The sequence below is a fragment of the Xanthomonas sp. WHRI 6106 genome (assembly GCF_040202405.1).
GTDB classification, from domain to species: domain Bacteria; phylum Pseudomonadota; class Gammaproteobacteria; order Xanthomonadales; family Xanthomonadaceae; genus Xanthomonas; species Xanthomonas cannabis.
The window spans coordinates 143,623-168,959 of record NZ_JBEGFC010000009.1; the positions used below are offsets into that span (position 1 = coordinate 143,623).

Annotated in this window: 24 protein-coding genes; 12 read left to right on the forward strand and 12 right to left on the reverse strand. The window is 66.4% G+C overall.

The features are described 5' to 3' along the window. Positions 1–17: 17 nt before the first annotated feature. Entirely contained in the window at positions 18–965 is a 948-nt protein-coding gene (locus ABQZ09_RS14105; RefSeq protein WP_503019145.1) for a TraB/GumN family protein, read from the forward strand. 184 nt (positions 966–1,149) lie between these two features. Here the strand turns inward: ABQZ09_RS14105 and phaR are convergent, their stop codons facing one another. The 3 genes from phaR to gluQRS form a co-directional block, all read right to left on the reverse strand. Continuing rightward, positions 1,150–1,725: a polyhydroxyalkanoate synthesis repressor PhaR gene (gene phaR, locus ABQZ09_RS14110; RefSeq protein ID WP_039410688.1), complete on the reverse strand. Its 576-nt coding sequence runs from the start codon at positions 1,723–1,725 to the stop codon at positions 1,150–1,152. 159 nt (positions 1,726–1,884) lie between these two features. After that, complete coding sequence (locus ABQZ09_RS14115; RefSeq protein WP_039410690.1) at positions 1,885–2,625, reverse strand: beta-ketoacyl-ACP reductase; 741 nt, start codon at positions 2,623–2,625, stop codon at positions 1,885–1,887. A gap of 73 nt (positions 2,626–2,698) precedes the next feature. Further along, a complete protein-coding gene (gluQRS, locus tag ABQZ09_RS14120) occupies positions 2,699–3,598 on the reverse strand; it encodes a tRNA glutamyl-Q(34) synthetase GluQRS (RefSeq protein WP_349777181.1) in 900 nt (299 codons plus the stop codon). Positions 3,599–3,695: 97 nt separating this feature from the next. Here gluQRS and htpX point away from each other — a divergent pair, with 97 nt between their 5' ends. Further along, positions 3,696–4,574 (forward strand): protease HtpX, encoded by an 879-nt coding sequence (htpX, locus tag ABQZ09_RS14125; RefSeq protein WP_184554676.1) that lies wholly within the window; start codon positions 3,696–3,698, stop codon positions 4,572–4,574. Positions 4,575–4,794: 220 nt separating this feature from the next. Here the strand turns inward: htpX and ABQZ09_RS14130 are convergent, their stop codons facing one another. From ABQZ09_RS14130 to ABQZ09_RS14145, 4 genes are all read right to left on the reverse strand, one after another. Further along, complete coding sequence (locus tag ABQZ09_RS14130) at positions 4,795–6,864, reverse strand: EAL domain-containing protein (protein ID WP_349777182.1); 2,070 nt, start codon at positions 6,862–6,864, stop codon at positions 4,795–4,797. A gap of 227 nt (positions 6,865–7,091) precedes the next feature. Continuing rightward, complete coding sequence (locus tag ABQZ09_RS14135) at positions 7,092–8,273, reverse strand: BaiN/RdsA family NAD(P)/FAD-dependent oxidoreductase (protein WP_228314630.1); 1,182 nt, start codon at positions 8,271–8,273, stop codon at positions 7,092–7,094. Further along, positions 8,270–8,818, reverse strand: a complete 549-nt coding sequence (locus ABQZ09_RS14140; RefSeq protein ID WP_349777183.1) for a YaeQ family protein — start codon at positions 8,816–8,818, stop codon at positions 8,270–8,272. The genes ABQZ09_RS14135 and ABQZ09_RS14140 overlap by 4 nt, the downstream gene beginning before the upstream one ends. A gap of 56 nt (positions 8,819–8,874) precedes the next feature. After that, complete coding sequence (locus ABQZ09_RS14145) at positions 8,875–9,360, reverse strand: YaiI/YqxD family protein (RefSeq protein WP_349777184.1); 486 nt, start codon at positions 9,358–9,360, stop codon at positions 8,875–8,877. Between the two features lie 267 nt (positions 9,361–9,627). Here ABQZ09_RS14145 and ABQZ09_RS14150 point away from each other — a divergent pair, with 267 nt between their 5' ends. The 3 genes from ABQZ09_RS14150 (at position 9,628) to ABQZ09_RS14160 (ending at position 10,908) form a co-directional block, all read left to right on the forward strand. Then, entirely contained in the window at positions 9,628–9,837 is a 210-nt protein-coding gene (locus ABQZ09_RS14150; protein ID WP_006451993.1) for a cold-shock protein, read from the forward strand. Between the two features lie 142 nt (positions 9,838–9,979). Further along, positions 9,980–10,135: a hypothetical protein gene (locus tag ABQZ09_RS14155; RefSeq protein ID WP_349777185.1), complete on the forward strand. Its 156-nt coding sequence runs from the start codon at positions 9,980–9,982 to the stop codon at positions 10,133–10,135. Positions 10,136–10,209: 74 nt separating this feature from the next. Then, positions 10,210–10,908, forward strand: coding sequence for a glutathione S-transferase (locus tag ABQZ09_RS14160; protein ID WP_349777186.1), 699 nt, complete (start codon positions 10,210–10,212; stop codon positions 10,906–10,908). 100 nt (positions 10,909–11,008) lie between these two features. Here the strand turns inward: ABQZ09_RS14160 and ABQZ09_RS14165 are convergent, their stop codons facing one another. After that, positions 11,009–11,884 carry an alpha/beta hydrolase gene (locus ABQZ09_RS14165; RefSeq protein WP_349777187.1) on the reverse strand — a complete coding sequence of 292 codons (876 nt, stop codon included), beginning with the start codon at positions 11,882–11,884 and terminating at the stop codon, positions 11,009–11,011. A gap of 263 nt (positions 11,885–12,147) precedes the next feature. Here ABQZ09_RS14165 and ABQZ09_RS14170 point away from each other — a divergent pair, with 263 nt between their 5' ends. Together ABQZ09_RS14170 and ABQZ09_RS14175 are read left to right on the forward strand one after the other, a co-directional pair. Then, the gene (locus tag ABQZ09_RS14170; RefSeq protein WP_349777188.1) at positions 12,148–13,704 is read left to right on the forward strand and encodes a protein adenylyltransferase SelO; all 1,557 of its coding nucleotides are present in this window, start codon (positions 12,148–12,150) and stop codon (positions 13,702–13,704) included. Positions 13,705–13,798: 94 nt separating this feature from the next. Continuing rightward, positions 13,799–14,359: an adenine phosphoribosyltransferase gene (locus tag ABQZ09_RS14175; protein ID WP_349777189.1), complete on the forward strand. Its 561-nt coding sequence runs from the start codon at positions 13,799–13,801 to the stop codon at positions 14,357–14,359. A 298-nt stretch (positions 14,360–14,657) separates the two neighbouring features. Here ABQZ09_RS14175 and dbpA read toward each other — a convergent pair whose 3' ends face one another. Then, entirely contained in the window at positions 14,658–16,034 is a 1,377-nt protein-coding gene (dbpA, locus tag ABQZ09_RS14180) for an ATP-dependent RNA helicase DbpA (protein WP_039407655.1), read from the reverse strand. Between the two features lie 110 nt (positions 16,035–16,144). Between dbpA and ABQZ09_RS14185 the strand changes: the two genes are divergently transcribed. After that, on the forward strand, positions 16,145–18,034 hold the full coding sequence (locus ABQZ09_RS14185; protein WP_349777190.1) for an ATP-binding cassette domain-containing protein: 1,890 nt from the start codon (positions 16,145–16,147) through the stop codon (positions 18,032–18,034). Positions 18,035–18,210: 176 nt separating this feature from the next. Here the strand turns inward: ABQZ09_RS14185 and ABQZ09_RS14190 are convergent, their stop codons facing one another. Both ABQZ09_RS14190 and ABQZ09_RS14195 read right to left on the reverse strand, forming a co-directional pair. Beyond that, a complete protein-coding gene (locus ABQZ09_RS14190; protein WP_349777191.1) occupies positions 18,211–18,636 on the reverse strand; it encodes a barstar family protein in 426 nt (141 codons plus the stop codon). After that, entirely contained in the window at positions 18,633–19,073 is a 441-nt protein-coding gene (locus ABQZ09_RS14195) for a ribonuclease (protein ID WP_349777192.1), read from the reverse strand. Before ABQZ09_RS14195 ends, ABQZ09_RS14190 begins: the two co-directional genes overlap by 4 nt. A gap of 260 nt (positions 19,074–19,333) precedes the next feature. Here ABQZ09_RS14195 and ABQZ09_RS14200 point away from each other — a divergent pair, with 260 nt between their 5' ends. Next, positions 19,334–19,945 carry a superoxide dismutase gene (locus ABQZ09_RS14200; protein WP_228314636.1) on the forward strand — a complete coding sequence of 204 codons (612 nt, stop codon included), beginning with the start codon at positions 19,334–19,336 and terminating at the stop codon, positions 19,943–19,945. A gap of 498 nt (positions 19,946–20,443) precedes the next feature. On the opposite strand, the gene ABQZ09_RS14205 is transcribed toward ABQZ09_RS14200, so the two are convergent. Continuing rightward, entirely contained in the window at positions 20,444–21,277 is an 834-nt protein-coding gene (locus ABQZ09_RS14205) for an inositol monophosphatase family protein (protein WP_005913068.1), read from the reverse strand. 116 nt (positions 21,278–21,393) lie between these two features. Here ABQZ09_RS14205 and ABQZ09_RS14210 point away from each other — a divergent pair, with 116 nt between their 5' ends. From ABQZ09_RS14210 to ABQZ09_RS14220, 3 genes are read left to right on the forward strand one after another with little or no spacing between them, the layout of a single operon-like run. Then, positions 21,394–22,158, forward strand: a complete 765-nt coding sequence (locus ABQZ09_RS14210; protein WP_184554642.1) for an RNA methyltransferase — start codon at positions 21,394–21,396, stop codon at positions 22,156–22,158. A 51-nt stretch (positions 22,159–22,209) separates the two neighbouring features. After that, positions 22,210–23,139, forward strand: coding sequence for a phosphate/phosphite/phosphonate ABC transporter substrate-binding protein (locus ABQZ09_RS14215; RefSeq protein WP_349777193.1), 930 nt, complete (start codon positions 22,210–22,212; stop codon positions 23,137–23,139). Further along, positions 23,136–25,253 carry a putative bifunctional diguanylate cyclase/phosphodiesterase gene (locus ABQZ09_RS14220; RefSeq protein WP_039564098.1) on the forward strand — a complete coding sequence of 706 codons (2,118 nt, stop codon included), beginning with the start codon at positions 23,136–23,138 and terminating at the stop codon, positions 25,251–25,253. Before ABQZ09_RS14215 ends, ABQZ09_RS14220 begins: the two co-directional genes overlap by 4 nt. Positions 25,254–25,337: the final 84 nt, after the last annotated feature.

Here is a 25,337-nt window from a genome sequence, read left to right on the forward strand (position 1 = left end):
CGGTAATGGTCAACGCAATGAAAGTGCTGGCTGCCTGGGGCCGCAGCGCGATGCTCGGCCTGGCACTGTGGAGCGGGGCGGTTGCGCCGGTCTGCGCACGTGCGGCCAACAAGGTACCCGCCAATCCGCCGGTGCCGCTGCTATGGAAGGTCGATGGCAAGGGCGGCACGCTCTATCTGCTCGGCTCCTTCCATGTGCTCAAGCCCAGCGATTACCCGCTGTCGCCGGACGTGATGCAGGCATTTGCCAAGGCAGACCGGCTGGTCTTCGAGTTGCCGCCATCGGACGCGCAATCGCCGCAGCTGGCCAGCCGCATGTTGCAGGTGGCGCGCCGCAGCGACGGACGGACCCTGCAGGACGTGCTGGATGCCAGGACCTGGCAGGCGCTCGGCAGCTACGCACGCACGCACGGCATGTCGGTCGACGCATTGCAGCCGCTCAAGCCCTGGTTTGTCGCGCTCTCGATCAGCATGGCCGAGATGGCCCGCCAGGGCATGGACCCGAATGCCGGCCTGGACCATTACCTGATGCAGCAGGCGCAAGCCAGGGGCAAGCCGGCCGAAGGGCTGGAGCGCGCCGAAGAGCAGATCGCGTTGCTCGACGCGATGTCGCCAACCGAGCAGCATCAGTTGCTGGAAGAGTCGCTAGACGAAGCCGCGACCACCGATCAGCTGCGCCAGCTGCACGCGGCCTGGCGCAGGGGTGATGTGCAGACGCTGTCCACGCAGATGGCCGACGACTTGCGCCGCCAGTATCCGGCGCTGTATCAGGACATCAATGTCGAGCGCAATGCGCGCTGGGTGCCGCGGCTGGAAAAGCAGCTGGGCAAGGGTAGCGGCACCACGCTGGTGGTGGTCGGTGCGTTGCACCTGCTCGGTAACGACGGGGTCGTGGAGCGCCTGCGCGCGCGCGGCTATCGCGTGGAGCGGATCTGTTCGGCCTGCGCGCAACCGTCGGGCCGCTGACGGATCGTGTCCGGCGCAGACGCGCGCGGGCCCGATGGGTGCGACACCAAGCGTCAGTCAGTGGCGAACACTGCTGGAACACTCGGTGCGTCCAGGGTGCAGAAAGCTCGGACTAGCGGCCATGCCTGCCTGAGAATGGAGCAGCAGGTGGATTCGCTGCTGCTCCCGGATGCCACCGTGCGCGTCAACCGCGGTTGCGGGCCTTGCCGGTGGTGCCGGTATGGCTGCCGGAGGTGCCGTGCGTGCCGGTGCCCATTGGGCCGCTGCCCATGCTGCCGGCGCCGGGCGGGGTCGGCGGGGTGCCCGGGCCGCCCGGGCGGCCGAAGCCGGCGCCGAAGTTGCGCTGGAACTCCTGCCACAACTCCAGGTTGCGCTCGGTCAGCTGGTTCATCATCGCCCAGGGGGTCTGCCCGAGCAGGTTGCCCATCTGCTGGCGGAACTGCTGCTGCTGGTCCAGGAACACCTGCATGCTGCGCTCCAGGTAGTTGCCCATGAAGCCCTGCAGCGAATCCCCGTAGAAGCGGATGATCTGGCTCAGCAACTGGGTGGAAAGCATCGGCTCGCCGTCCTGTTCCTGGTCGGCAATGATCTGTAGCAGGACGGCACGACTCAAATCTTCGCCGCTCTTGGCATCGCGGACTTCGAACTCCTCGCCGTCGATGATCAACTGGCGCACATCTTCGATGGTGATGTAGCTGGAAATTTCCGTGTCGTAGAGACGGCGATTGGGATACTTCTTGATGATGCGAAGTCCGGCCATGGAACGTTCACTCACACTGATAGTGCGCGCAGGATGGCGCAGCGCAGCAGCGGTTGCAACAGCCAAACAGCCTTATTTGCTTAAGCGGACACATTAAAAATGTTGCGCAGCATGGTTTTTGAGGTAAATCCATGCTGCACCGCAAAGTTGCAGCAAACGTTACCAGCCCATGTGGTGGCCACCGTTGATGTCCAGATTGGACCCGGTGATCCAGGCAGCCTCTTCGGCGACCAGGAACGCTACTGCATAGGCGATCTCTTCCGGGCGCCCCAGCCGGCCGGTGGGGATATCGGCCACGATCTTGGCGCGCACTTCCTCCGGAACCGCCATCACCATGTCGGTGGCCACATAGCCGGGCGAGACCGTGTTGACGGTCACCCCGAAGGCGGCGTTCTCGCGCGCCAGCGAAATGGTGAAGCCATGCATGCCGGCCTTGGCCGCGGCGTAGTTGGCCTGGCCGTACTGGCCCTTGAGACCATTGATGGAGCTGATCTGGATCACCCGGCCCCAGCCCCGCTTGCGCATGCCTTCGATCACCGGGCGGGTGACGTTGAACACCGAATTGAGGTTGGTGTTGATGACGTCATGCCACTGTTCGGCGGTCATGCGGTGGAAGGTGGTATCGCGGGTGATGCCGGCGTTGTTGACCAGCACCTCGATGGGCCCCAGTGACGCTTCGACGTCTTCGACCAGCGCGCGTGCATGTTCGGACGAGGCGACGTCGCCGCGGAACAAGGCCACCGCGTAGCCCTGCGCCTGCATGCGTTGCTGCCAGTCGCGCGCCTTGTCCTCGTTACGGAAGTTGCTGGCGACCCGGTGACCCTGGTCGGCCAGGCGCTTGCAGATGGCGGTACCGATACCGCCGGTGCCGCCGGTGACCAATGCGACGCGAGATGTCATGACGACTCCAATGAGCAGGTGAGGCCGAGGCGATCGGGGCGCAGGTGCCCGGTGCCGGTGCTGGGTCGCAATTCTAGTCACGCGCGGGCTGCGATGCGCGCCCATCGGTGCCCAGGGTTGCGCTCTGCGGCAGTCGCTCCGGCGAAAAATGCTGCACGGCATGTCGCAGCACCGTGTCGACGCTGCCGTGCTGCGGCAGCGCGGCCGGCAGCTGGCCCAGCGCGCGCCAGGCCGCATGCAGCGCCGGCAGCGGGTCGGTGTCGTCCAGTGCGGGCGCGGCGTGCGATTTGGACAGCTTGCGGCCGTCGGCGTCCAGGATCAGCGGCAGATGCAGGTAGCGCGGTTGCGGCAGGCCCAGGGCGCGCTGCAGCAGGATCTGGCGTGGCGTGGAATCGAGCAGGTCGGCGCCGCGTACGACATCGGTCACGGCCTGCGCGGCGTCGTCCACCACCACGGCCAACTGGTAGGCCCAATAGCCATCGGCGCGGCGCAGCACCACATCGCCGACTTCGGCATAGACGTCCTGCACCACGCGGCCCTGCAGTCCGTCGTCGAAGCCGACCGGCGGCTGCGCCGGCACCCGCAGACGCACCGCGCGGCGCGCGCCCAGCGGGGCGACGCACGCATGGTGGAGACCGCCCATGGCGGCCAGATCGGCGCGGCTGCAGCTGCACTCGAAGGCCAGCCCGGCCTGCATCAGCGCACTCAGCGCAGCGGTGTAGTGTGCATCGCGCGCGGATTGCCGGATCACCGGCAGGTCCGACACCAGGCCGAAGGCGCTCAACGTGCGCAATTGCCGCTCGGACGCGCCCGGCTCGGCGCGCGGCGGGTCGATGTCCTCGATGCGCACGCACCACTGGCCGCCGGCATGGCGGGCAAGCAGCCAGCTGCCGAAGGCTGCCAGCAGGGAGCCGAAATGCAGCGGGCCGGTCGGGGAGGGCGCAAAACGGCCGCGATAGGGAAGTGGGCGCATGGGAGGCTGAATCGTCGGTCAGGAGCTTGCTTGATTTCAAGCCGCAGCGTCCGCAAATCCGCAGCAGTTCACCCCGCATGAGTGGAGCCATCGCGCCATGTTCAACCGCATTTTCCTGTTCCTGCTGACCAACTTTGCGGTGCTGATGCTCGCTGGCATCGTCATGTCGGTGCTGGGCGTCAATCCCGCGCAAATGAGTGGATTGTTGGTGATGGCTGCCGTCTTCGGTTTCGGTGGCTCGTTCATCTCGTTGCTGCTGTCCAAGTTCATGGCCAAGCGCAGTACTGGTGCGCAGGTGATCACCGAAGCGCGCACGCCCACCGAGCGCTGGTTGCTGGAGACGGTGCGGCGTCAGGCGCAGGCCGCCGGCATCGGCATGCCGGAAGTGGCGGTCTACGACGGACCGGAAATCAATGCCTTCGCCACCGGCGCCAACCGCAACAATGCCCTGGTGGCGGTGTCCACGGGACTGCTGCAGAACATGAGCCAGGATGAGGCCGAAGCGGTGCTGGGCCATGAGATCGCGCACGTCGCCAACGGCGACATGGTGACCATGGCGCTACTGCAGGGCGTGCTGAACACCTTCGTGATCGTGCTGGCACGCGTCGTCGGCGGCATCATCGACAGCGCGATGTCGGGCAACCGCGAGAGTGGCCGAGGCTTTGCGTACTACATCATCGTGTTCGCGCTGGAGATGGTTTTCGGCCTGTTCGCAACCATGATCGCGATGTGGTTCTCGCGGCGCCGCGAATTCCGCGCCGACGCCGGTGGTGCGCAGCTGGCCGGGCGCAGCAAGATGATCGCCGCGCTGGAGCGCCTGTCGCTCAACCACGGCCAGAACACCTTGCCCTCGCAGGTGCAGGCCTTCGGGATTTCCGGAGGCGTGGGCGATGGGCTGCGTCGCCTGTTCCTGAGCCACCCGCCGCTGACCGAGCGTATCGCCGCGCTGCGGGCGGCCAATGGCACGGCGATGTAAGAGCGGTACCAGGATCGCGGCGGGCGCTGAGCTATGTGGAAGGCGCTGCAGCCGGGACTGGCTCCGATAGATGGAGCGGTAGCGCCAATCTCCATGCCCACCGAACCGGTCCGCTGCATGGCCTGGCCAGCCAGCGACCCACTCGGGATCATTGCCAAAGACAACAAAAGGCCCGCGCATTGCGGGCCTCGTTGTGCTGCGTTGCCGGCTTTCGGTTGGCTCAGCCGAACTCGTAGTTCATCAGCGGCCCGGTCGGTGCCACGAAGTCGCCCTGCACGTAGTCCACGCCGGCACTGAAGAAGCTGCTCATCGATTGCGCATCGGCCACGAACTCGGCCACGGTCAGGATGCCGGCCGGCTGCGCCCGCGAGGTGATCTCGCGAATCTTTTCCTGGCTGTCGCGCGCCGAGGCGACGTCGCTGGTGATGCCGCGATCCAGCTTGAGGAAGGCCGGCTGGAAGTGGGCCAGTAGCTGGAACGAATCCAGGCCCGAGCCGAACTGCTCCAGCCCGACCTTGCAGCCCATGGCCGACACTGCCGCCAGAAACTGCTGGGCATTGCGCAGATGGGTGAACACCTTCGATTCAGGGGTCTGCAGCCACAGCCGTTCGCCGGGCACGCCATAGACCGCCAGCTGTTCGCGAATGATGTCGACCATCTGCGGGTCCGAGAACGAGTTCGGCCCGATCCGGACCAGCAAATGCGTCTTGTACCCGGCGCGTTGCCGTTCGCCCAGTTGCCGGATCGCACGCGCGACCACCCAGCGATCGATTTCGGTGATCAGGTCGTGCTCTTCGGCGATCGCCATGAAGGCGTTCGGCGACATCATCTCGCCATTGCGCTCCAGCCGCAGGAAGGCCTGGTACAGCTCCAGCGGCTCGCCCTGCAGGTTGAGCACCGGCTGGTAATGCAGCAGGAAGCCATCGCCCACCAGCGCCTCGCGCAGCTGCTCGACCCAGCGTTCGATGCGTTCTTCCTCGGCGCGGTCGGAGGCGGCCGGGTCGTAGATGCTTGCCGCATTTCCACCGAGCTCGGCCGTGGTGCGCACGGCCTCGGTGCCGCGATTGAGTACCTGGCCGATGCTGGCGATCTTTTCGCCGATCTGCACGCCGCCGATGCTGACCGTGACCGTGGCCGAGCGCGAGCCAACGCTGAAGACATGCTGCGCAAACGCATCGCGCACGGCTTCGGCAACGGCGTGGGTGCGGGCGTAGTTGCCGTCCATCAGCAGGGCAAAACTGTGCTCGCCGAAACGTGCGGCCACCACGCTGTCATCCACCACGCCGGCCACGTGCGCGGCCATGGCGGCGATCAAGGCGTCGGCCGAATCCAGGCCGATCTCCGGCAGGATGCGCGCGTAATGATCCGGCTCGATCAACAGGAAGCCGGACTGGCCTTCGCTGCGACCGGCCTGTGCCACGGCCTGTTCCAGCGCCACCATGAAGGTGGGGCGGTTGAGCAGGCCGGTGACCTGGTCGCGCTGGCGCAGGTCCTCGACCTCGCGTGCCAGTTCCGGATCGAACTCCTCGCGGCGCCGGAACACCACCTGGATGCACGGCTCGCCTTCATAGGTGGCGGTGGCGAATTCCATCGTCGCCGGGAAGGTGTCGCCTTCCAGCCGGCGTGCGTCCACCTTATACTGCGCCGGCGGCGGTTCGCCCTTGGCCATCGCCTTGAGCAACTGCTTGAAGTCGTCCACGTACTGCGCGGCGATCATGTCCAGCAGCGAGACGCCTTCGACATCCTCGAACGACTCGAAGCCGAACATTTCCAGATACGCCTCGTTGGCGCGGATATGCATGCCTTCGTGCACGTAGGCGATGGGGTCGCGCGAGGAGGCGATCAACGCATCGCAACGGCGCTCGGTTTCGCGCATCTGCGCCTCGATGCGGCGCAGCCCGCGGCGTGCCTGCAGGTCGTCCCACTCCGCGCGCACCAACGCCAGCAGGTGTTCGGGACGATGGCGCAGCGCAATCGCGCGCACGCCGTGCGAAGCGGCCTCGACCAGGGTGTTCTCTTCGATCCGATCGGCCAGCAGGATGATCGGGATGTCCTTGCCGCTGCCGGCGATCTGCGCCTGCAGCGCGCTCATGGGCACCTGTTGCGCCTGCCCCTGCAGCGCCAGATCGATCTGGCCCGACAGCATGCTGGCCAGTTCCTCCTGGGTTTGCGGTCGCGACGGGCGCACTGCAATGCCGCCATTGCGCAGCGCGGTGACGATGGTCTCGGCGCTCTCCACGCTGTCATCGACGATCATCAGGCGGAGGGTGAGATCTTTGCCTTTTTGCATGCGCGGCTCCCTGGAGACGGGCTTTAATACACGAAGGGGTCTGGCACGTCCATGTATGTGGAGCATGCCGCATCTAGTGTGAGACGTAGTGCACTGATTGCGCGGGCCAGTGTCCTTCCGAAGGGCCAGCGCACCGCACTCGGTGACTGATCGCTGCATTGCTCCGCAACGGCCTGCGTGTCACCGACCACCCGATCGGTCAGCACCGGCAAGACGTGCCGGTCGCCCTATGCGACGCTGCCGGCGGCATGGCCGGACGCCCATGCCCACTGGAAGTTGTAGCCGCCCAGCCAGCCGGTGACGTCCAGGACTTCGCCAACGAAGTACAGGCCGGGCACCAGTCGCGACTCCATCGTGCTGCTGGAGACCTGGTGGGTATCGACCCCGCCGAGCGTTACTTCAGCGGTCCGGTAGCCTTCGGTTCCGCTGGCGATCAGCGGGAAGGCGCCGAGCAGATCGGCAGCGCTCTGCAGCTGCGGCGGATCCAGCTGACGGACCGGCCTGTCCGGCAACCACACCTCGCACAGGCGCTGCGCAAACCGTTTCGGCAACACCTCTGCCAGCACGTTGCGCAGTTCGGTCGCGCCGCGCTGTTGCTTCTGCTCGCGCAGCCAGGCGCCTGCGTCGTGGCCTGGCAGCAGGTCCAGGCGCAGCTCGTCGCCCGGCTGCCAATAGGACGAGATCTGCAGGATCGCCGGCCCGCTCACGCCGCGATGGGTCAGCAGCATGAAGTTGCGGAAGCTGGCCCCGTTGCAATGCGCCTCCACCGGCAACGCCAGTCCGGACAGGTCGTGCAGGCGTTCCTGGTGCTTGCCGCTCAGGGTCAGCGGTACCAGCCCGGCCCGTGTCGGCAGCAGCGTGTGGCCGAACTGCTGGGCCAGCGCATAGCCGAATCCGCTGGCGCCCATGCTGGGGATCGACAGCCCGCCGGTGGCCACGATCAACGATTGCGCCTGCACGCGTCCCTGGCTGGTCTGCACCTCGAAGCCGTCGCTGCCGCGCTGGACCGTCAGCACCTCGCACTGGGTGCGGATCTGCACGCCGGCCGCCTCGCACTCGTCCAGCAGCATGCGCACGATCTGCTTGGAGGAGATGTCGCAGAACAACTGGCCCAGCTCTTTCTCGTGATAGGCAATGCCATGGCGTTCGACCATGTCCACGAAATCCGCCGGGCGGTAGCGCGCCAGCGCGGACTTGCAGAAGTGCCGATTGGCCGAAATGAAATTACCGGGCGTCGTACCGGTGTTGGTGAAATTGCAGCGCCCGCCGCCGGACATCAGGATCTTCTTGCCGACCTTGTTGGCATGGTCGATCACCAGCACCTGGCGGCCGCGCCGGCCGGCAGTGAAAGCGCTCATCAGCCCGGCAGCGCCGGCACCGATGACCAGCACGTCGCACCGCATGCTCATTCGGCCGGGGCTTGCCGCACCATCGGGGTCAGGGTGACGCTGCCGTGGTCGGCCAGCATCTGCACCTCGCCGTCCTGGATGATGACGTCAAAGCGCATGCCGCGCTGGATCAGTGCGCCCAGGGCCTCGGTGGCCTGCGCGTCGAGCTCGATCACGCGCAGGTTGCGATGCCGGCCCATGGCGTTGGCGTGTTTCTTCCACCAGGTTTCGGTGGCCTGGCCGCCGTAGCCGATCACCACCACCTCGCGCGAGCGGTTGCAGGCCTTGCGCACGCGGCTTTCGTCGGGCTGGCCGAGGTCGATCCACAGGTCCGGGTCGCCGGTGTAGTCGCGTCGCCACAGGTCCGGTTCGTCGTCGTTGCTGAGGCCGCGGCCGAATTCCAGCCGGTCGTCGGCAAACAGGGCAAATGCCAGCAAACGCACCATCAGGCGCTCGTCGGTTTCGGAAGGATGCTGGGCCAGGGTCAGCGAATGGTTGGCGTAGTAGCCGCGGTCCATGTCGCTGATCTGAAGTTCCGCCCTGCGGACGGTGGCGGTGAGGGCCATCAGGATGCCGATTGCAAAGGGCGCCCATGATACGCGCCCACCCCGGACGTGGCGCGTTACGCAGGGCTGCGCGATTGCGCGGCCAGCCAGCGATCCAGCTGCGCGGCAAACGCCTGCCGATCGCGCGCATGCAACGCCGGCGGCCCGCCGGTCGCAATGCCGGCGCCGCGCAGCTCGTCCATGAAGCCACGCACCGACAGGCGCTCCTTAATGGTGTTGCTGGTGAACGCCTCGCCGCGCAAGCCCACTGCCGTCGCGCCGGCTTCCAGTGCGCGTGCCGCCAACGGGATGTCCTGGGTGACCACCAGGTCGCCGGCAGCGACCCGCTCGGCGATGGCATCGTCGGCCGCATCCGGCCCGCCCGGAACCTGCAGGGCGCGGACCTGGGGCAGGGTGGGCGTGCTCAGGTAATGGTTGGCGACCAGGGTGACCGCGACGCCGGTGCGTGCGGCGGCGCGGAACAGGATGTCGCGGATCACCGCGGGGCAGGCATCGGCGTCGACCCAGATCTGCGCGCGGAGGGGGGCTTGGGGTGTCTTCATCGGTAGAGTGTGGATGGGGAAGTGCCTGACAGATGGTGGGATTTGGCCTGACTGCAAAAGATTTGACGCCAGGTGTCGCTTTTTGCCGAAAACACGAGTACTGTGCACGCACTGTGTTTGCAAGGGTCACCGTGAATCGTGGCCTGGTGCAGCCGGATCGTTACAGATCTCGCTTCATCGTTCCGCTTTACCAACGCCTGCAACTCAGTCTCAGCTCCGGCTTTTCGGACGCTGCGATTTATCCATCTATAGTTCAGGAGTTTGTAAATGTCAGATCGTCAGAGCGGTACCGTGAAGTGGTTCAACGATGCCAAGGGCTTCGGCTTCATCACCCCGGAAAGCGGCCCGGACCTGTTCGTGCACTTCCGTGCCATCCAGGGCACCGGCTTCAAGTCGCTGCAGGAAGGCCAGAAGGTCACCTTCGTCGCCGTGCAGGGCCAGAAGGGCATGCAGGCTGACCAGGTGCAGGCGGTCTAATCCGTCTACAACCGTAAGGTTGCCAAAAACGCCGGTCGCGCAAGCGACCGGCGTTTTTTTATTGGCCATGCGTCGGCCAGGCCGAACAGGTCCGTGCATCAAGTGGCGGCCTGTCCTCGTCCTGGGCAGCTGCCGGTGTCCTATGAGCAATCAGCACCAGGCGATGGGTGGCAGGCTGTCCTTGGTCGACTTCGTTATCCCTATCGACAAGTGGGCCGACGGCGTGCATCGCTGTCTGCACCCTGCGGCCTTTGCATCCATCCAGCTGGACGATACGCGCGCCAACCGCTGGCAGTGAACAGATCCACGGCTTTGCGCGCGGCAACGACGCGGCGCTGGTTACGATGGGGCTTTCCGCCTGCGGACGCCTTCATGATCACCGTTCACCATCTCAACAATTCCCGGTCGCAGCGTGTGCTGTGGTTGCTGGAAGAACTGGCGCTGCCGTACCAGATCGTGCGCCACGAGCGCGACCCCAAGACCATGCTGGCACCGGCGGCGCTGCGCGCGATCCACCCGCTGGGCAAATCGCCGGTGATCGTGGACGGCGAGCTGACCATCGCTGAATCCGGTGCGATCCTGGACTATCTGACCGAGCGCTACGACACCGAATGCGCGTTGTCGCCGCCGCCGCGGCCGATCGACTCACCCGAGCGGCAGCAGTTCCGTTACTGGATGCACTACGCCGAAGGCTCGGCCATGCCGCCGCTGCTGATGACGCTGATCTTCGGCCGGATTCGCAGCGCGCCGATGCCGTTCTTCGCCAAACCCGTCGCGCGTGCGATCGTGGACAAGGCGATGTCGGGCTTTGTCGTCCCGCAGGTCAAACTGCACATGGACTGGATGGAGCAGACGCTGCAGGCCAACGCCTGGTTCGCGGGGGAGCGCTTCACCGCTGCCGACATCCAGATGAGTTTCCCGGTGCAGGCCGCGGCGGCGCGTGGTGGCGGGCTGGAGCATTACCCGCGCCTGGCCGCGTTCCTGCAACGGATCGAAGCGCGCCCCGCGTATCAGGCAGCGCTCAAGAAGGGAGGCCCTTACGAGCTGATGGGCCGCAGCCGCAACGCCTGATGGTGGTGTGCCGGCGTGGCGATGAACGCGACGCCGGCGGTCTCAGCGAACGTGACCGTCGAGGTGCGCGGCCGTTCTTCCCCGGCAGGCTGCGTCCGACTCAGGGCGCCTTGCACTGCCGCAGGAAATGCAGGGTGTCGCGCAGCTCCGGCGAGCCGGTCAGCGGTTTGCGGAAGGCCAGTACCAGGCCCATATGACCGACGTGCGGATACTGCTTGACCTGCACGTCTTCGCCCTTGCGGCGCATGGCCGACGCCAGCGAGAGGCTGTTCTGTGGCTCGACGACGTGGTCGGCGTCGCCATGCAGCAGCAGCATGGGCGGCTCATCGCCGTCGACGAACAGGACCGGCTGCGACCTGGCCTGCTCGGTGGGGGAGGTGCCAAAGATCTCGACCAGTTCGGGGTCGGTCATGGGGAGGAAATCGTAGGGGCCGGCCAAACCGACGAAGCCGCACAGCTGTTGCGGCTGCACGCCTTGCGCCTGCAGCCAGCTGCGATCGGTGGCCAGCAGGCCCGCGATATGCGCACCGGCCGAATGCCCCATGACCGCCAGCCGCTTGGGGTCGCCGCCATAGTCATGCGCATGCTGCAGGCCCCACGCGGTGGCGCTGGCCGCATCCGTCATGAAGCCTTGCAGGCCTACCTGCGGGTACTTGCGGTAGTCGGCGACCATGGCCACCACGCCCTGACGCGCCAGGGCGCGGCCCATCCAGCGGTAGTTCGCGCGCTTGCCGCGTTTCCAGGTGCCGCCGTAGAAGAACACCACCACCGGTGCGTCGACCACGCCGCGCGGCTGATAGACGTCCAGCGCCAGGCCGTGTGCCGGATCGAAAACCTGATCGTGATGCTCGATGACGCCGGCACGGCTGGAGGCGGCGTTGATGCCGCCGAAGAACACACTGCTGCAGGCGGTCATCGTCAGCGAGCCGAGCAGTAACAGGGCGGGGCGGATCCAGCGGGAGGGGCGAACAGGCATGGGCGATGTCGATGATCAGTCAGGAGAGGGGGCAGGCGGGTGTCGCGGCATGCGTTGATGCTGCGACATGACGGTGGGGCGGCGCCGCGTATTGCCCCGGCAGGGCAACGGTGGAGGCGTATTAGCGGCAATCGGGCGTCGCTGGCATGTGCACGAAGAGCTCGCTTGGTATCGGAATGCGAAGTGAAGATACGGTGCGCGCCCGGCGTCGGATGCGGCGCGGCCCATGCCGAGTTCACCATCGGTGGCCTAGGCTTGGCGCCATGACACGATTGCACTTTGATAACCGCTTGCGCCAGCAGTTGCCTGGCGACCCGGAAGAGGGCGTACGCCGTCGCGAGGTGAGCGCGGCCTGGTCGCCAGTCCTGCCCACCCCGGTCGCCGCCCCGCGCCTGGTCGCCTATTCGCCGGACGTGGCGCAGCTGCTGGGAATGGACGGGGCCGAGCTCGCCAGTGCGCGCTTTGCTGAGGTCTTTGGTGGCAATGCGCTGTATCCGGGCATGCAGCCCTGGGCGGTCAACTACGGCGGGCACCAGTTCGGACACTGGGCCGGGCAGCTGGGCGATGGCCGGGCGATTTCGCTGGGCGAGGCGATCGGCGTGGACGGGGGGCGCTATGAACTGCAACTCAAGGGTGCCGGCCCGACCCCGTATTCGCGCGGTGCCGACGGCCGCGCCGTGCTGCGCTCGTCGATCCGCGAATTCCTGTGCAGCGAGGCCATGCACCACCTGGGGGTGCCGACCACGCGCGCACTGAGCCTGGTGACCACGGGCGATGCGGTGGTGCGCGACATGTTCTACGACGGCCGGCCGCAGCGCGAGCCGGGCGCGATTGTCTGCCGCGTGGCGCCATCGTTCATCCGCTTCGGCAATTTCGAATTGCCGAGTGCGCGGGGCGACATCGCGCTGTTGCGGCAGTGGGTGGAGTTCACCATCACCCGCGACTTTGCGCAGCTTTCCGGTACCGGCGAGGCCCTGTACGCCGACTGGTTTGCACAGGTCTGCGAACGCACGGCGGTGATGGTGGCGCACTGGATGCGGGTGGGGTTCGTGCATGGGGTGATGAATACCGACAACATGTCGATCCTGGGGTTGACCATCGATTACGGCCCGTATGGGTGGGTGGACGATTACGACCCGGACTGGACGCCCAACACCACCGACGCGCAGGGCCGGCGTTACCGCTTCGGCACCCAGCCGCAGGTGGCCTACTGGAATCTTGGCCGCCTGGCGCAGGCGCTGGCGCCACTGTTCGCCGACGCCGCGCCGCTGCAGCAGGGGCTGGACCGGTTCCGCGACACCTATCTGGCCTGCGATCGCACCGATACCGCCGCCAAGCTGGGCTTGGCGGAGTGTCGCGACGAAGACCTGCAACTGATCGATGCACTGCGCGCGCTGATGCGCGAGTCGGAAATGGACATGACCCTGACCTTCCGCGCGCTGATCGACTTTTCCGCCGAGCGACCGGATCCGGACCTGCTGCGTGACGCCTTCTACGACGAAGACAAGCGCCTGGCCGATGCGCCGCAGCTACACGCGTGGTTGCAGCGCTATGCCGCGCGCCTGAAGCAGGACACGCTGCCGCCCGAGCAACGGCGCACCCGCATGCGCTTGGCCAACCCGCGCTATGTGCTGCGCAACTATCTGGCGCAGCAGGCGATCGACAAGGCCGAGCAGGGCGATGCGTCCGGTGTGCAGGCACTGCTGGAGGTGATGCGGCGGCCGTATGACGACCAGCCGGGCCGCGAGGCGTTTGCCGCGCGACGCCCGGACTGGGCGCGCGACCGTGCCGGATGTTCGATGCTGTCGTGCAGTTCCTGACCGGCTCAGACGCACGTATGCCGTAAACGCAGCGTCAAGGCCGCGCGCAGCCTAGAATAGGCCGCACCCCACTGGCCACATTGCCGCCACCACCATGACAGATTGCAGCCGCTGCGCCGGCACCCATCCATCCGGGCCCAACCACTGGTCGGAGCGGATCCGCGATATCGCCGATTTCCCCAAGCCGGGCATCGTCTTCAAGGACATCACCCCGCTGCTGTCCGATGGCCCCGATTTTGCGTCGGCGCTGGACGAAATGGCACAGCCCTGGCGGACCACGCCGCTGGATGCGGTGCTGGGCATCGAGGCGCGCGGCTTCATCCTGGGTGCGGCGCTGGCGCGCGAACTGCGGACCGGCTTCGTACCGGTGCGCAAGCCGGGCAAGCTGCCTGGACGTACCTTGATCCAGGAATACGCGCTGGAGTACGGCACCGACCGTATCGAGATGCACGAGGACGCGCTGCCGCGCGGCGCGCGTGTGCTTATCGTCGACGATGTGCTGGCCACCGGCGGGACGTTGCGCGCGGCGCTCGGCCTGGCCGCACGGCTGGAGCTGGAAATCGTTGGCGCTGCGGTGTTGGTCGAGCTGACCGCGCTGCAGGGCCGCGCGAAGTGGGCCGATGACGTGCCGCTGCTGGCGACCTTGTCGTATTGAGCGCCGTTCGTCCGCGGTGTGCCGCTCCTGGACGCGCGCAGCTGCTGCTTGAACCACGTGCAGACCGCTGCGCTGGACGCGCAGGCCGAACACGCGTTCGCCTGCGGGTGGAAGAGCCGGAATGCGCCGCTCATGTGCGGCCTCTGCGTGTCCGATTGGTCCGCTGCGATGCGCCCATGGGCGCGCGCCTGTCGTCTTGAATGCATGAGGCAATGGCCGGCGGATGCACGTGTGTGTGCATTCGCGCGACGCCATCATTGCCATGCCCGCGGCCGGTATCGTACCGGGCGCTGTCTGCTCAGAGCTTGCTGACCCGGAAACGGCGTCCCTTGATCTTGCCCGCATGCAGGTGCGCCAGCGCCTTGGCGACCTGCGCGCGCGCAATCGCGACATAGGAGCGGGTGGGGTAGATCGCAATCTTGCCGATCGCCGCGCCCGACAGGCCGGCTTCACCGGTGAGCGCGCCCAGGATATCGCCGGCGCGCAGTTTGTCGGTCTTGCCGCCATCGATGCGCAATGTGGTCATCGCCGCCTGCGGCAACTGTGCCGGGCGCGCAGTGGCCAACGGCGCGCGAGACCATTTCAACGGCTGGCCCTGTTCGGTCTCCAGCGCCTGGGCGCGCGCCGCTTCACGCGGCGCCACCAGGCTCAGCGCCAGGCCGTGCTTGCCGGCACGCGCGGTACGGCCGATGCGATGCCGATAGGTTTCGGTGTCGGTAGGCAGCTCGTAGTTGACCACTGCCGACAGGTCTTCCACGTCCAGCCCGCGCGCGGCCACGTCGCTGGCCACCAGTACATTGCAGCTGCGGTTGACGAAGCGCACCAGCACTTCGTCGCGGTCGCGCTGTTCCATGTCGCCATGCAGTGCGAGCGCGGAGAAGCCGAACTCCTGCAGCGAGCCGGCCACCTCATCCACTTCCTTGCGGGTATTGCAGAACACCACGCTGGATTCGGGATTGAAGCGCAGCAACAGGCCGGCGACCGCCTTTTGCCGATAGGTCGGGTCGACTTCGAAGAATTGCTGGTCGATTTCCGGCGCGTTGTCGGCGCCTTCCACGGTGATTTCGACCGGGTCCTTCAGGATCTCGCGCGCCAGCGTGCGGATGCTGTCCGGGAAGGTGGCCGAAAACAGCAGGCTCTGGCGATGCTTGTCGCAGCGGCTGGCGATCTCGCGGATGGGTTCTTCAAATCCCATGTCAAGCATGCGGTCGGCTTCGTCCAGCACCAGCGTGCGCACGCCGCCCAGGTGCAGGGCGCGTTTACGAGCCAATTCCTGGATGCGTCCGGGCGTACCGACCACCACCTGCGGGTCGTGCGCTTCCAGCGAGGCCAGCTGCGGGCCGAGCGGCATGCCGCCGGTAAGCACCACCAGCTTCATGTTGGGGATGCCGGTGGCGAGCTTGCGCAGTTGCTTGCCGACCTGGTCGGCCAGCTCGCGGGTGGGGCAGAGCACCAGCGCCTGCGCGCGGGTCAGGGCAGGATCGAGCTTCTGCAGCAGGCCCAGCCCGAAGGCGGCGGTCTTGCCGCTGCCGGTCGGCGCCTGGGCAATGACGTCCAGCCCCTGCAGGATCGGCGGCAGGCTCTGCGCCTGGATGGGAGTAAGTACGGTGTAGCCAAGGGCGTCGATGCCGGGGGCCAGGGCCGGCGACAGCGGCAGCGCGGAAAATTCGTTCATGGCGCATTTTAGCCCGGGATTCGGAATTGGGGATTCGGGATTCGTCACTGCAACAGCCTGCGCTCTTGCCAATCCCGAATCCCCAATCCCCAATCCCGTACAATCGCGGCATGCCTTTAATCACTCTGCAAAGCGTCGACTACAGCGTCGGCGGCCCCTTGTTGCTGGAAAAAACCGACCTCACGATCGAGCCGGGCGAGCGTATCGCCCTGATCGGCCGCAACGGCGCCGGCAAATCGACCTTGATGAAACTGATCGCCGGCGAACTCAAGCCCGACGACGGCGAAGTGCGCGTGCAGCAGGGTGTACGCATCGCGCGGCTGGAGCAGGAGGTGCCGCAGGGCACCGGCGGCAGCGTGTTCGACGTGGTGGCCGACGGACTGGGCGAGCTGGGGCATTGGCTGGCCGAATTCCACCAGCTCAGCCATGCCGAGGTCTTCGACGCCGACGCCTTCGGCAAGGTGCAGGCCAAGATCGATGCAGCCGACGGCTGGGCGCTGGACCAGCGCGTCACCGAGACGCTGACCAAGCTGGAACTGGATGGCGATGCGGAGTTCGCGCGGCTGTCCGGCGGCATGAAGCGGCGCGTGCTGCTGGCGCGCTCGCTGGTGTCTTCGCCGGATGTGCTGCTGCTGGACGAGCCGACCAACCATCTGGATATCGAAGCCATCGATTGGCTGGAAACCTTCCTGAAGGGCTGGAGCGGCAGCGTGCTGTTCGTCACCCACGACCGCCGCTTCCTGCGAGCGCTGGCCACCCGCATCGTCGAAATCGATCGCGGCCAGGTCACCAGCTGGCCGGGTGACTGGGCCAATTACGAGCGGCGCCGCGAAGAGCGGCTCAACGCACAGGCGCAGGAAAATGCGCGCTTCGACAAGTTGCTGGCGCAGGAAGAGATCTGGATCCGCCAGGGCATCAAGGCGCGTCGCACCCGCGACGAAGGCCGTGTGCGACGCCTGGAATCGATGCGCAACGAGCGCGTGCAGCGCCGCGATCTCACCGGCAATGTGCGCATGGAAGTCTCGCAGGGCGAGTCGTCCGGCAAGAAGGTGATCGAGGCCAAGGAGGTCGGCTTCGCCTTCGGTGCGCGCACCATGGTCAAGGATTTTTCCACCATCATCCAGCGCGGCGACCGCATCGGCCTGATCGGCCCCAACGGCAGCGGCAAGACCACCTTGCTCAAGCTGTTGCTGGGCGATCTGCAGGCGCAGGAAGGCGAGATCCGCATCGGTACCAACCTGCAGATCGCCTATTTCGACCAATACCGCTCGACGCTGCGCGAAGACTGGAGCGCGATCGAGAACGTGGCCGAAGGCCGCGATTTCCTGGAAATCAACGGCAAGCGCAAGCATGTGCATGCCTATCTGCAGGATTTTTTGTTCACCCCCGAACGCGCACGCGCGCCGATCACGCGGCTGTCCGGCGGCGAGCGTAATCGCCTGCTGCTGGCGCGGCTGTTCGCACAGCCGTCCAACCTGCTGGTGATGGACGAACCGACCAACGATCTGGACGTGGAAACGCTCGAATTGCTGGAAGAATTGCTCGGCGACTACAGCGGCACCTTGCTGCTGGTCAGCCATGACCGCGACTTCCTCGACAACGTGGTGACCTCCACGCTGGTGATGGAAGGCGATGGCCTGATCGGCGATTACATCGGTGGCTACAGCGATTCGCTGCGGCAGCGGCGCACGCCGGCGACCAGTGCGATGGCGGTCGCCAAGGCGTCTGCTACCGCGGCGCCAGCCACGCCGGTTGCGGCGGCGCCGGTGGATGCCGCACCCAGGCGCAAGCTGGGCTACAAGGAAACGCGCGAGCTGGAGCAGTTGCCGGCCCTGATCGAGACGCTGGAGCAGAAGGTCGCCGCGCTGACCGAGGCGATGAACGATCCGGCTTTCTATCAGCGCGACAGTGCGGCGATGACCGCGCACACCGACGCACTGAGCCAGGCGCAGGCGCAGCTGGACGCGGCCTACGCGCGCTGGAGCGAGCTGGATAGTTGACCGGCGTGCCGGGGCGCATGACGTGCCGGTACTGACCCACGTGTTCGGGGATCGGCGTGGCGCGTCATGGGGCGCGTCATGGGCGACGAATGCGATCGGCCTGAGACGCCGCTGATCGGCCGTTGTGATGTCCCGTGATTCCGGGTGTCATCAGCGCGCGTGCCTGGGCGAGGCACTTACTCGCAGGCGCTGGCCGGAGCGACGAACGCCGTAAAGGTCAGTGCACGCGCCGCCCAGCGCGTGGCGGCTTCATCGAGGATATCCAGCAACGTATCGCGGTCGTTCGGTGCGGCATTTGCCAGCGCGTCCGCACCGTCGATCAACAGCGCATACCCGCGTGGCGACGGCAGCCATGCCAGGTCCTGCAAGGCATCGCTCAGCGCATCCCAGTTGCGGCCGAAGCTGGCGGGAAAATCCAGCTGGGTTGCCAGGCGCATCAGCAGCATGCGTTTGTCGCTGCAGGTGGCCAGGTCCACGCGCAGGATGCGCAGACCCGCATCGCGGGCCAGTGCGGCCATGGTGTCCAGGTCGTCGGTGTCGGCCTGATACACGCCCGACTGCTGCGGGTCGGACAGGTTCAGCGCGAAATCGCCTGCGCTCATGGTGCCTGCTCCGGCGTCGGGCCCTGGAACGCCTTGAAGCTCTGGTAATGGTCGTCGCTGTAGTACCAGGCCTGCGGTGGCACGCCTCCGGTGACGATGCGGCGCGCACCACGGTCGGCGCTGCCAGGCGTATCGACGGTGTACTCACGGTAATAGCCGCGCGGGCGCTCCGGCAGGCGATGTTCGCGGTTGCCGAACACCGCGCCATCCTGTGGATACGTAAATGGGCCGCCACGCTGGATCAGCACGATGGTGCCCATCGCTTCGGTGGGCAGGAAGGCGGGCAAGCGCGGCACCTGGCGTGCGACCGCTGCGGTGGCCATGGGGGCGCTGAGTTGCGGGGCAAACTGCGGCTTGGGCGTCTGCAGCGTGCGCATGCCCCACAAGCCGGCAACGAGCAGCACGATGGCGACGATCAGCAAAGCGGGTTTGCGCATGAGGATGATCCGTAAAGCGGGAATGTGTGCGTCAGAGCAAGTATGCCGCCGCGCGACTGTGTCGACTTTGAACGCGGCCGGGCACCCAAACGGTTCACGCGCAAGTAACCGGGGCATGGTGCAAGGTGTGCAGCGAACACCGCGCGGCATGCGATGGGATGAAGTTTCCCTGCCAGCACCCTTGGTAAGCGCCGCCGCCGTCCTTACCATCTACCCCGCAACGCCCGGCCTTCGCCGGGCGGCAAGTCCAGGAGACACGCATGGCTTACACCCTTCCGCAGTTGCCTTATGCCTACGACGCGCTGGAACCGAACATCGATGCGCAGACGATGGAAATCCATCACACCAAGCATCACCAGACCTACATCAACAACGTCAATGCGGCGCTGGAAGGGACCGAGTATGCGGACCTGCCGATCGACGAACTGGTGTCCAAGCTGAAGAGCCTGCCGGAAAACCTGCAGGGCCCGGTGCGCAACAACGGTGGCGGCCACGCCAACCACTCGCTGTTCTGGACCGTGCTCTCGCCCAACGGTGGCGGCGAGCCCAAGGGCGAGGTCGCCAAGGCGATCGACAAGGACATCGGTGGCTTCGAGAAGTTCAAGGAAGCCTTTACCAAGGCCGCTGTGAGCCGTTTCGGCTCGGGCTGGGCCTGGTTGAGCGTGACCCCGGACAAGAAGCTGGTGGTGGAAAGCACCGCCAACCAGGACAGTCCGTTGTTCGAGGGCAACACCCCGATCCTGGGCCTGGACGTGTGGGAACACGCGTATTACCTGAAGTACCAAAACCGTCGCCCGGAATACATCGGCGCGTTTTACGACGCAGTGAACTGGGAAGAAGTCGAGCGCCGCTACCACGCTGCGATCGCCTGAAATCCTGCATCAGCGCTAGGTTCTGCGTAGCGCTGTCACTGCGGCACCCAACGCACAAGGCCGGGAGCGATCCCGGCCTTGTGCGTTTTTTGCGGGCTGTCGTAGGAGCGACCCTGGTCGCGAGGGGCTTTGCCGGGAAAGCCCCGTCGCGCTCGGGCGCGCTCCTACGGTGTGTGGCGCTTATGGGCTTGGCGTCGAGCTGAAACACACAAGGCCGGGAGCGATCCCGGCCTTATTCGTTTTACTGCGCGCTGTTGTAGGAGCGACCCTGGTCGCGAGGAGCTTTGCCGGGAAAGCCCCGTCGCGCTCGGGCGCGCTCCTACGGTGTGTGGCGCCGATGGGCTTTGCATCACGCTGAAACGCACAAGGCCGGGAGCGATCCCGGCCTTCTTCGTTGTGCGGTCTACGTCGTAGGAGCGACCTTGGTCGCGATGGGCATTCCCGTGGAAAGCTCCATCGCGCGCAGGCGCGCTCCTACCGCAACCGAAGCGGCAGCGATCAGAACTTGGCGTCGAACTCGCGGGCGTAGCCGGTGTTGACGATGACCTTCTGCAGCGCGTCGCTGATCTTGATGTTGCCGGCCACGATCTGCTGGGTTTCCGGGCCCATGTTATCCATGCGCGGCGGGGTGGCGCCCTTGTAGTCGCAGACCCGGCCACCGGCTTCGCGCACCAGCAACACGCCGGCGGCGATGTCCCAGGCTTTGACGCCGGCTTCGAAATAGGCATCGGCACGGCCGCAGGCCACATAGGCCAGGTCCAGCGCCGCCGAGCCGGTGCGGCGCACATCTTCGGCCTGCACCAGCAACGCATCCACGCACTTGAGCTGCGCGCTGGCGCGTGCACGCTCGCGCGGCGGGAAGCCGGTGTGGACCATGGCGCCTTCCAGATCCTTGCGCTCGGCGATGCGGATGCGGCGGTCGTTGAGCACCGCGCCGGCGCCACGGCTGGCAGTGAACAGCTCATTGCGCAGCGGGTCGAAGATCACCGCATCGGTGGGTTCGCCATTTTCCACCAGCGCGATCGACACGCAGTAATGCGGAAAGCCGCGCAGGTAATTGCTGGTGCCGTCGAGCGGGTCGATTACCCAGGTGTAGCGGCCACTCTTGCCGCCCTGCACGCCGCCTTCCTCGCCGAACACGGCGTACTCGGGGTAGCCGCGCTTGAGTTCCTTGATGATGACCTTCTCGGCATCGGCATCGACTTCGCTGGCGTAGTCCATGCGGCCTTTCTGCACCACGTTGAGCGCATCGAGCTTGTTGATACCGCGCAACAGCACATTGCCGGCGAGGCGGGCGGCTTTGACCATGACGGTGACGGCGGGTTTCTGCATGGTTAAAGCTCCCGTGAAGGCAGAATGGACGATGACGAAGGTAAAAGAGCGGTCCGGCGCCAAAGCCGGCCGCGCAGTTTACCATCTACGACCGAATCGCTCCCCAATCTCCGTTCATGTCCGTCACTCAGCGCATCCGTTTTGTTCTTGTCGGTACCCAGCATCCAGGCAACATCGGCGCCGCCGCACGTGCGATGAAAACGATGGGTGTAACGCGCCTGGTGCTGGTGGCGCCGGAACGTGCGCTCGACGAAGACGCCTACCGGCGCTCGGCCGGTGCCGAAGACGTGCTCGGTGATGCGCCGATTTTCGCGACCCTGGGCGAGGCGGTGGCCGATTGCACCCTGGTCATCGGCTGTACTGCGCGTGCGCGTCGGGTGGCGCTGGAAGAACTGCTGCCCGACGAAGGCGCGCAGCGCGCCCTGGCCAAGGCGGGCGAGCCGGCCGAAGTGGCGTTCGTGTTCGGCCGCGAGCGTACCGGGCTGACCAACGACGAACTGCAGCTCTGCCATGCAGCCGTGCATATCCCGTCCGACCCGCAGTTCAGTTCGCTCAATCTGGCCGCGGCGGTGCAGGTGCTGGCCTACGAAGTGCGGTTGGCGCAGCTGGCGTCCGGCGAGGCCGAGCCGGTCGCTGCGGCCTCTGCCGGCCTGCGCGACGGTCCGGCCAGTCATGCGCAGCTGGAAGGCATGTTCGGCCAGCTGGGCGACACGCTGGACGAGATCGACTTCCACAAGGGGCGTGCGCCGGAGTCGGCGATGCGCAAGCTGCGACGATTGCTGCTGCGTGCGGAGATGACCGAGCAGGAGGTGCGCCTGATCCGCGGCATCCTGTCGGACGCGCAGCGCATGGCCATGTTGGCCAGGCGCGCCGGAAACTGACGTCTGTCACATCTTTGAAGATTCGGCTAGGCTGTCCGCGGCTCTAGGGGAGTGTCGGTTTTGCGCGGTCTACGATGGTGTCTGAGTGCCTGCTGGCTGATCGCCGGCGCAGGCTTGGCCGTAACCGCTGCAGCAGCGCCTTCCCCGGTCCTGGTGCTAGGGCGGATCAGCGATGATCCGGCCACGCATTACGACCAACTCAAGCCGCTGCTGGACTATGTGGTACCGCGCATGCGCGAGGTCGGCATCCGCCGCGGCGAGATCCTGATGGCACCGGACGCGCGGCAGATGTCTAGCTATCTGCGGCGCGGCCGGGTCGACTGGGTCAGCGAGACCACCGGTGCGGCCATGTTGCTGGAGCAGCGCGGCAGCGCGCATCCATTACTGATGACCGAGCGCGGCGGCGTGCGCGAGTTCCACACGGTGTTCTTCGTGCGCCGCGACAGCCCGATCCAGTCGCTCGGGCAACTGCGTGGGCACACCCTGGCCTTGCAGAACGCCTCGTCCACCAGTGGATATCTGGTGCCGATGCTGGAGCTGATGCGCAACGGGCTTGCCTGCGATGTGCTGCTGTCGCCGGACGATACCCAGGTGCTGGGCTCGGTCGGCTATCTGATGGTCGGCTCGAAATTGAACATCGCCGCGTTCGTGCATAAGCGGCTGGTCGATGCCGGGGCGTTCAGCAATCTCGATTGGGACGACGAGCGGCATCTGCCCCCGGTATTCCGGCGCGACTTCCGCATCGTCTACCGCAGTGCCCCGGTGCCGCGCGCGGTGGAGATGGTGCGCACCGGCATGGACCCGGCGGTGGAGCGCCGCCTGCGCATCGTGTTATTACAGGCCGCCTCCGACCCGAAGGCCGGGCCGGCGCTCAAGCGGTTCTTCGGCACCAGCGCATTTCATGCTGTGGATGGGCAGAGCCGCCGGCGTCTGGACGCATTGAGCGCGGGCCTGCAACACGTCAGGGACGAGATGGAATGAGTCAGGTGCGCTTCGGGTTGCAGGCACGTTTCCTGTTGGTCATGGCGCTGACCCTGCTGCTGGTCGGCGCGATCCTGGCCTCGCTGCTGCAGCGCCAGAGCGCCATGCAGCGCGAGGTGCGGGGCTTGAGCGCGCAGATCCTGCACGAGCTGTTCGATCGCAGCCTGCGCACCCGTGGCGAGACGCTGGCCACCGAGCTGGCCTCCGGCCTGGCCAACCCGCTGTATTACTCCGACCTGGGTGCCGTGGGCGCGCTGGTGCGCAATGCCGCGCGCCAGCAGGTGGTCAGCTACGTGCTGGTGTTCGACCGCCGCGGCCGGCTGGTGCATGACGGCACGCCCACCCTGCAGCGCTACGGCCAGACCATGACCGACCCGCTGGCGGCCAAGGCGGTCAATGCACGGGCGATGCTGCTGCAGTCCTCGCCCGAGGTGCTCGAGGTCACGGTACCGATCAAGATCGGCGATCAGCGCATCGGCGGGGTGCGCGTGGGCATGTCGCGCGAGCGTGTGCGCAGGATCGAGTCCGGCGCCAACCTGACCCTGGTCGAAAACCTCAATGCGATCGGCAAGCGCGATCTGGGTTGGCTGCTGGTGCTGCTGGCTGCGCTGGTGGGGTTGGGCGTGCTGCTGGCGATCTACGTGCAGCGCACGCTGGTGGCGCCGGTACGGCTGCTGGCGGCAGCGGCGCGGCAGATCGAGCGCGGCGACTATGCCGTGCAGCTGCCGCCGCACCCGCGCAACGACGAGATCGGCGAGCTGATCTCTGCGTTCGGCCGCATGAGCGAGAGCATTGCCCGCCACGATCGCGAGGTGCGCCACATGGCCTACACCGACGCGCTGACCGGGCTGACCAACCGGCTGGGTTTCCGCGAGGGGCTGGATCATCTGCTCAATACCGCGCGCAGCACCGACAGCAAGCTGGCCTTGCTGTTTGCCGATATCGATGACTTCAAGCGCGTCAACGACACCCTGGGCCACGAGGCCGGCGACGAAGCCTTGCTGCAGTTCGCCAGCCGCATCAGTCGCGCGGTCTGCGCGTTGGGGGGCGACGACGCGATTCTGGCGCGCTTTGGCGGCGACGAGTTCGTGATCCTGCTGCAGAGCGGCGATGTCAGCTTGCTGGCCGCGCAGCTGGCGGACCGCCTGGTGCACGAATTGAGCCGCCCGTTGAACGTGCAGGGGCGCGAAGTGTTCCTGGGCACCTCGATCGGCATCACGCTGTTCCCCGACGATGCCAACGATGCCACCGCGTTGCTCAAGAACGGCGACATTGCGATGTACCAGGCCAAGGTCGCCGGCAAGAACTGCCACCGGTTCTACAGCCGTGCCGCCGACCATGCGGTCGAACGCCGCGTGCATATGGAGCACGAGCTGCGCGGTGCGTGGGAGCGCGACGAACTGCGGCTGGTGTACCAGCCGATCTACCGCACCAGCGACCGCGTGCTGGTGGGCGTGGAGGTGCTGCTGCGCTGGCAGCACCCGGCGCTGGGCACGATCGCGCCGTCCACCTTCATCGACATCGCCGAGCAGAGCGGGTTGATCGAGGTGATCGGCCCCAAGGTCCTGCGTGCGGCCTGCCTGGAGGCGGCGCAGTGGCCGATGATGGGCGATGGCCTGTTCATTTCGGTCAACGTCTCGCCGCGGCAGTTGCGCAGCGGTGCGCTGATCGACACCGTGGCCGAGTGCCTGGCCGAGTCCGGGTTGCCGGCTGCCCGATTGCATCTGGAGCTCACCGAGACGGCGGTGATCGGCGACGAGATGATGGCGGCCAGCCTGCTCGACCAGTTGCACCGCACTGGCGTGAAAGTGTGGCTGGACGACTTCGGTACCGGTTTCTCCGGCCTGAGCCACCTGCGCCAGGTGCCGGTGGACGGGGTCAAGATCGACAAGAGTTTCATCGCCGACCTGCAGCGCGACCCGGACGATCTGGCGCTGACCACCGCGATCATCAACATGGCCCATTCGCTGGGGATCACCGTGGTCGCCGAAGGCATCGAGCAGGAAGCGCAGTTCAACCTGCTGCGCGAGCGCGGCTGCGACCTGGGGCAAGGCTACTGGTTCAGCCGCCCGCTGAGCCCGGCGGACCTGGTCAAGCTGATCGCGGCGGGGTGATCAGCGTAGGAGCGCACCCGGGCGCGACGGGGCTTTACCGGGCAATCGAGGCGTTATCAGGGAAGGCCTCGTCGCGCCCGGGTG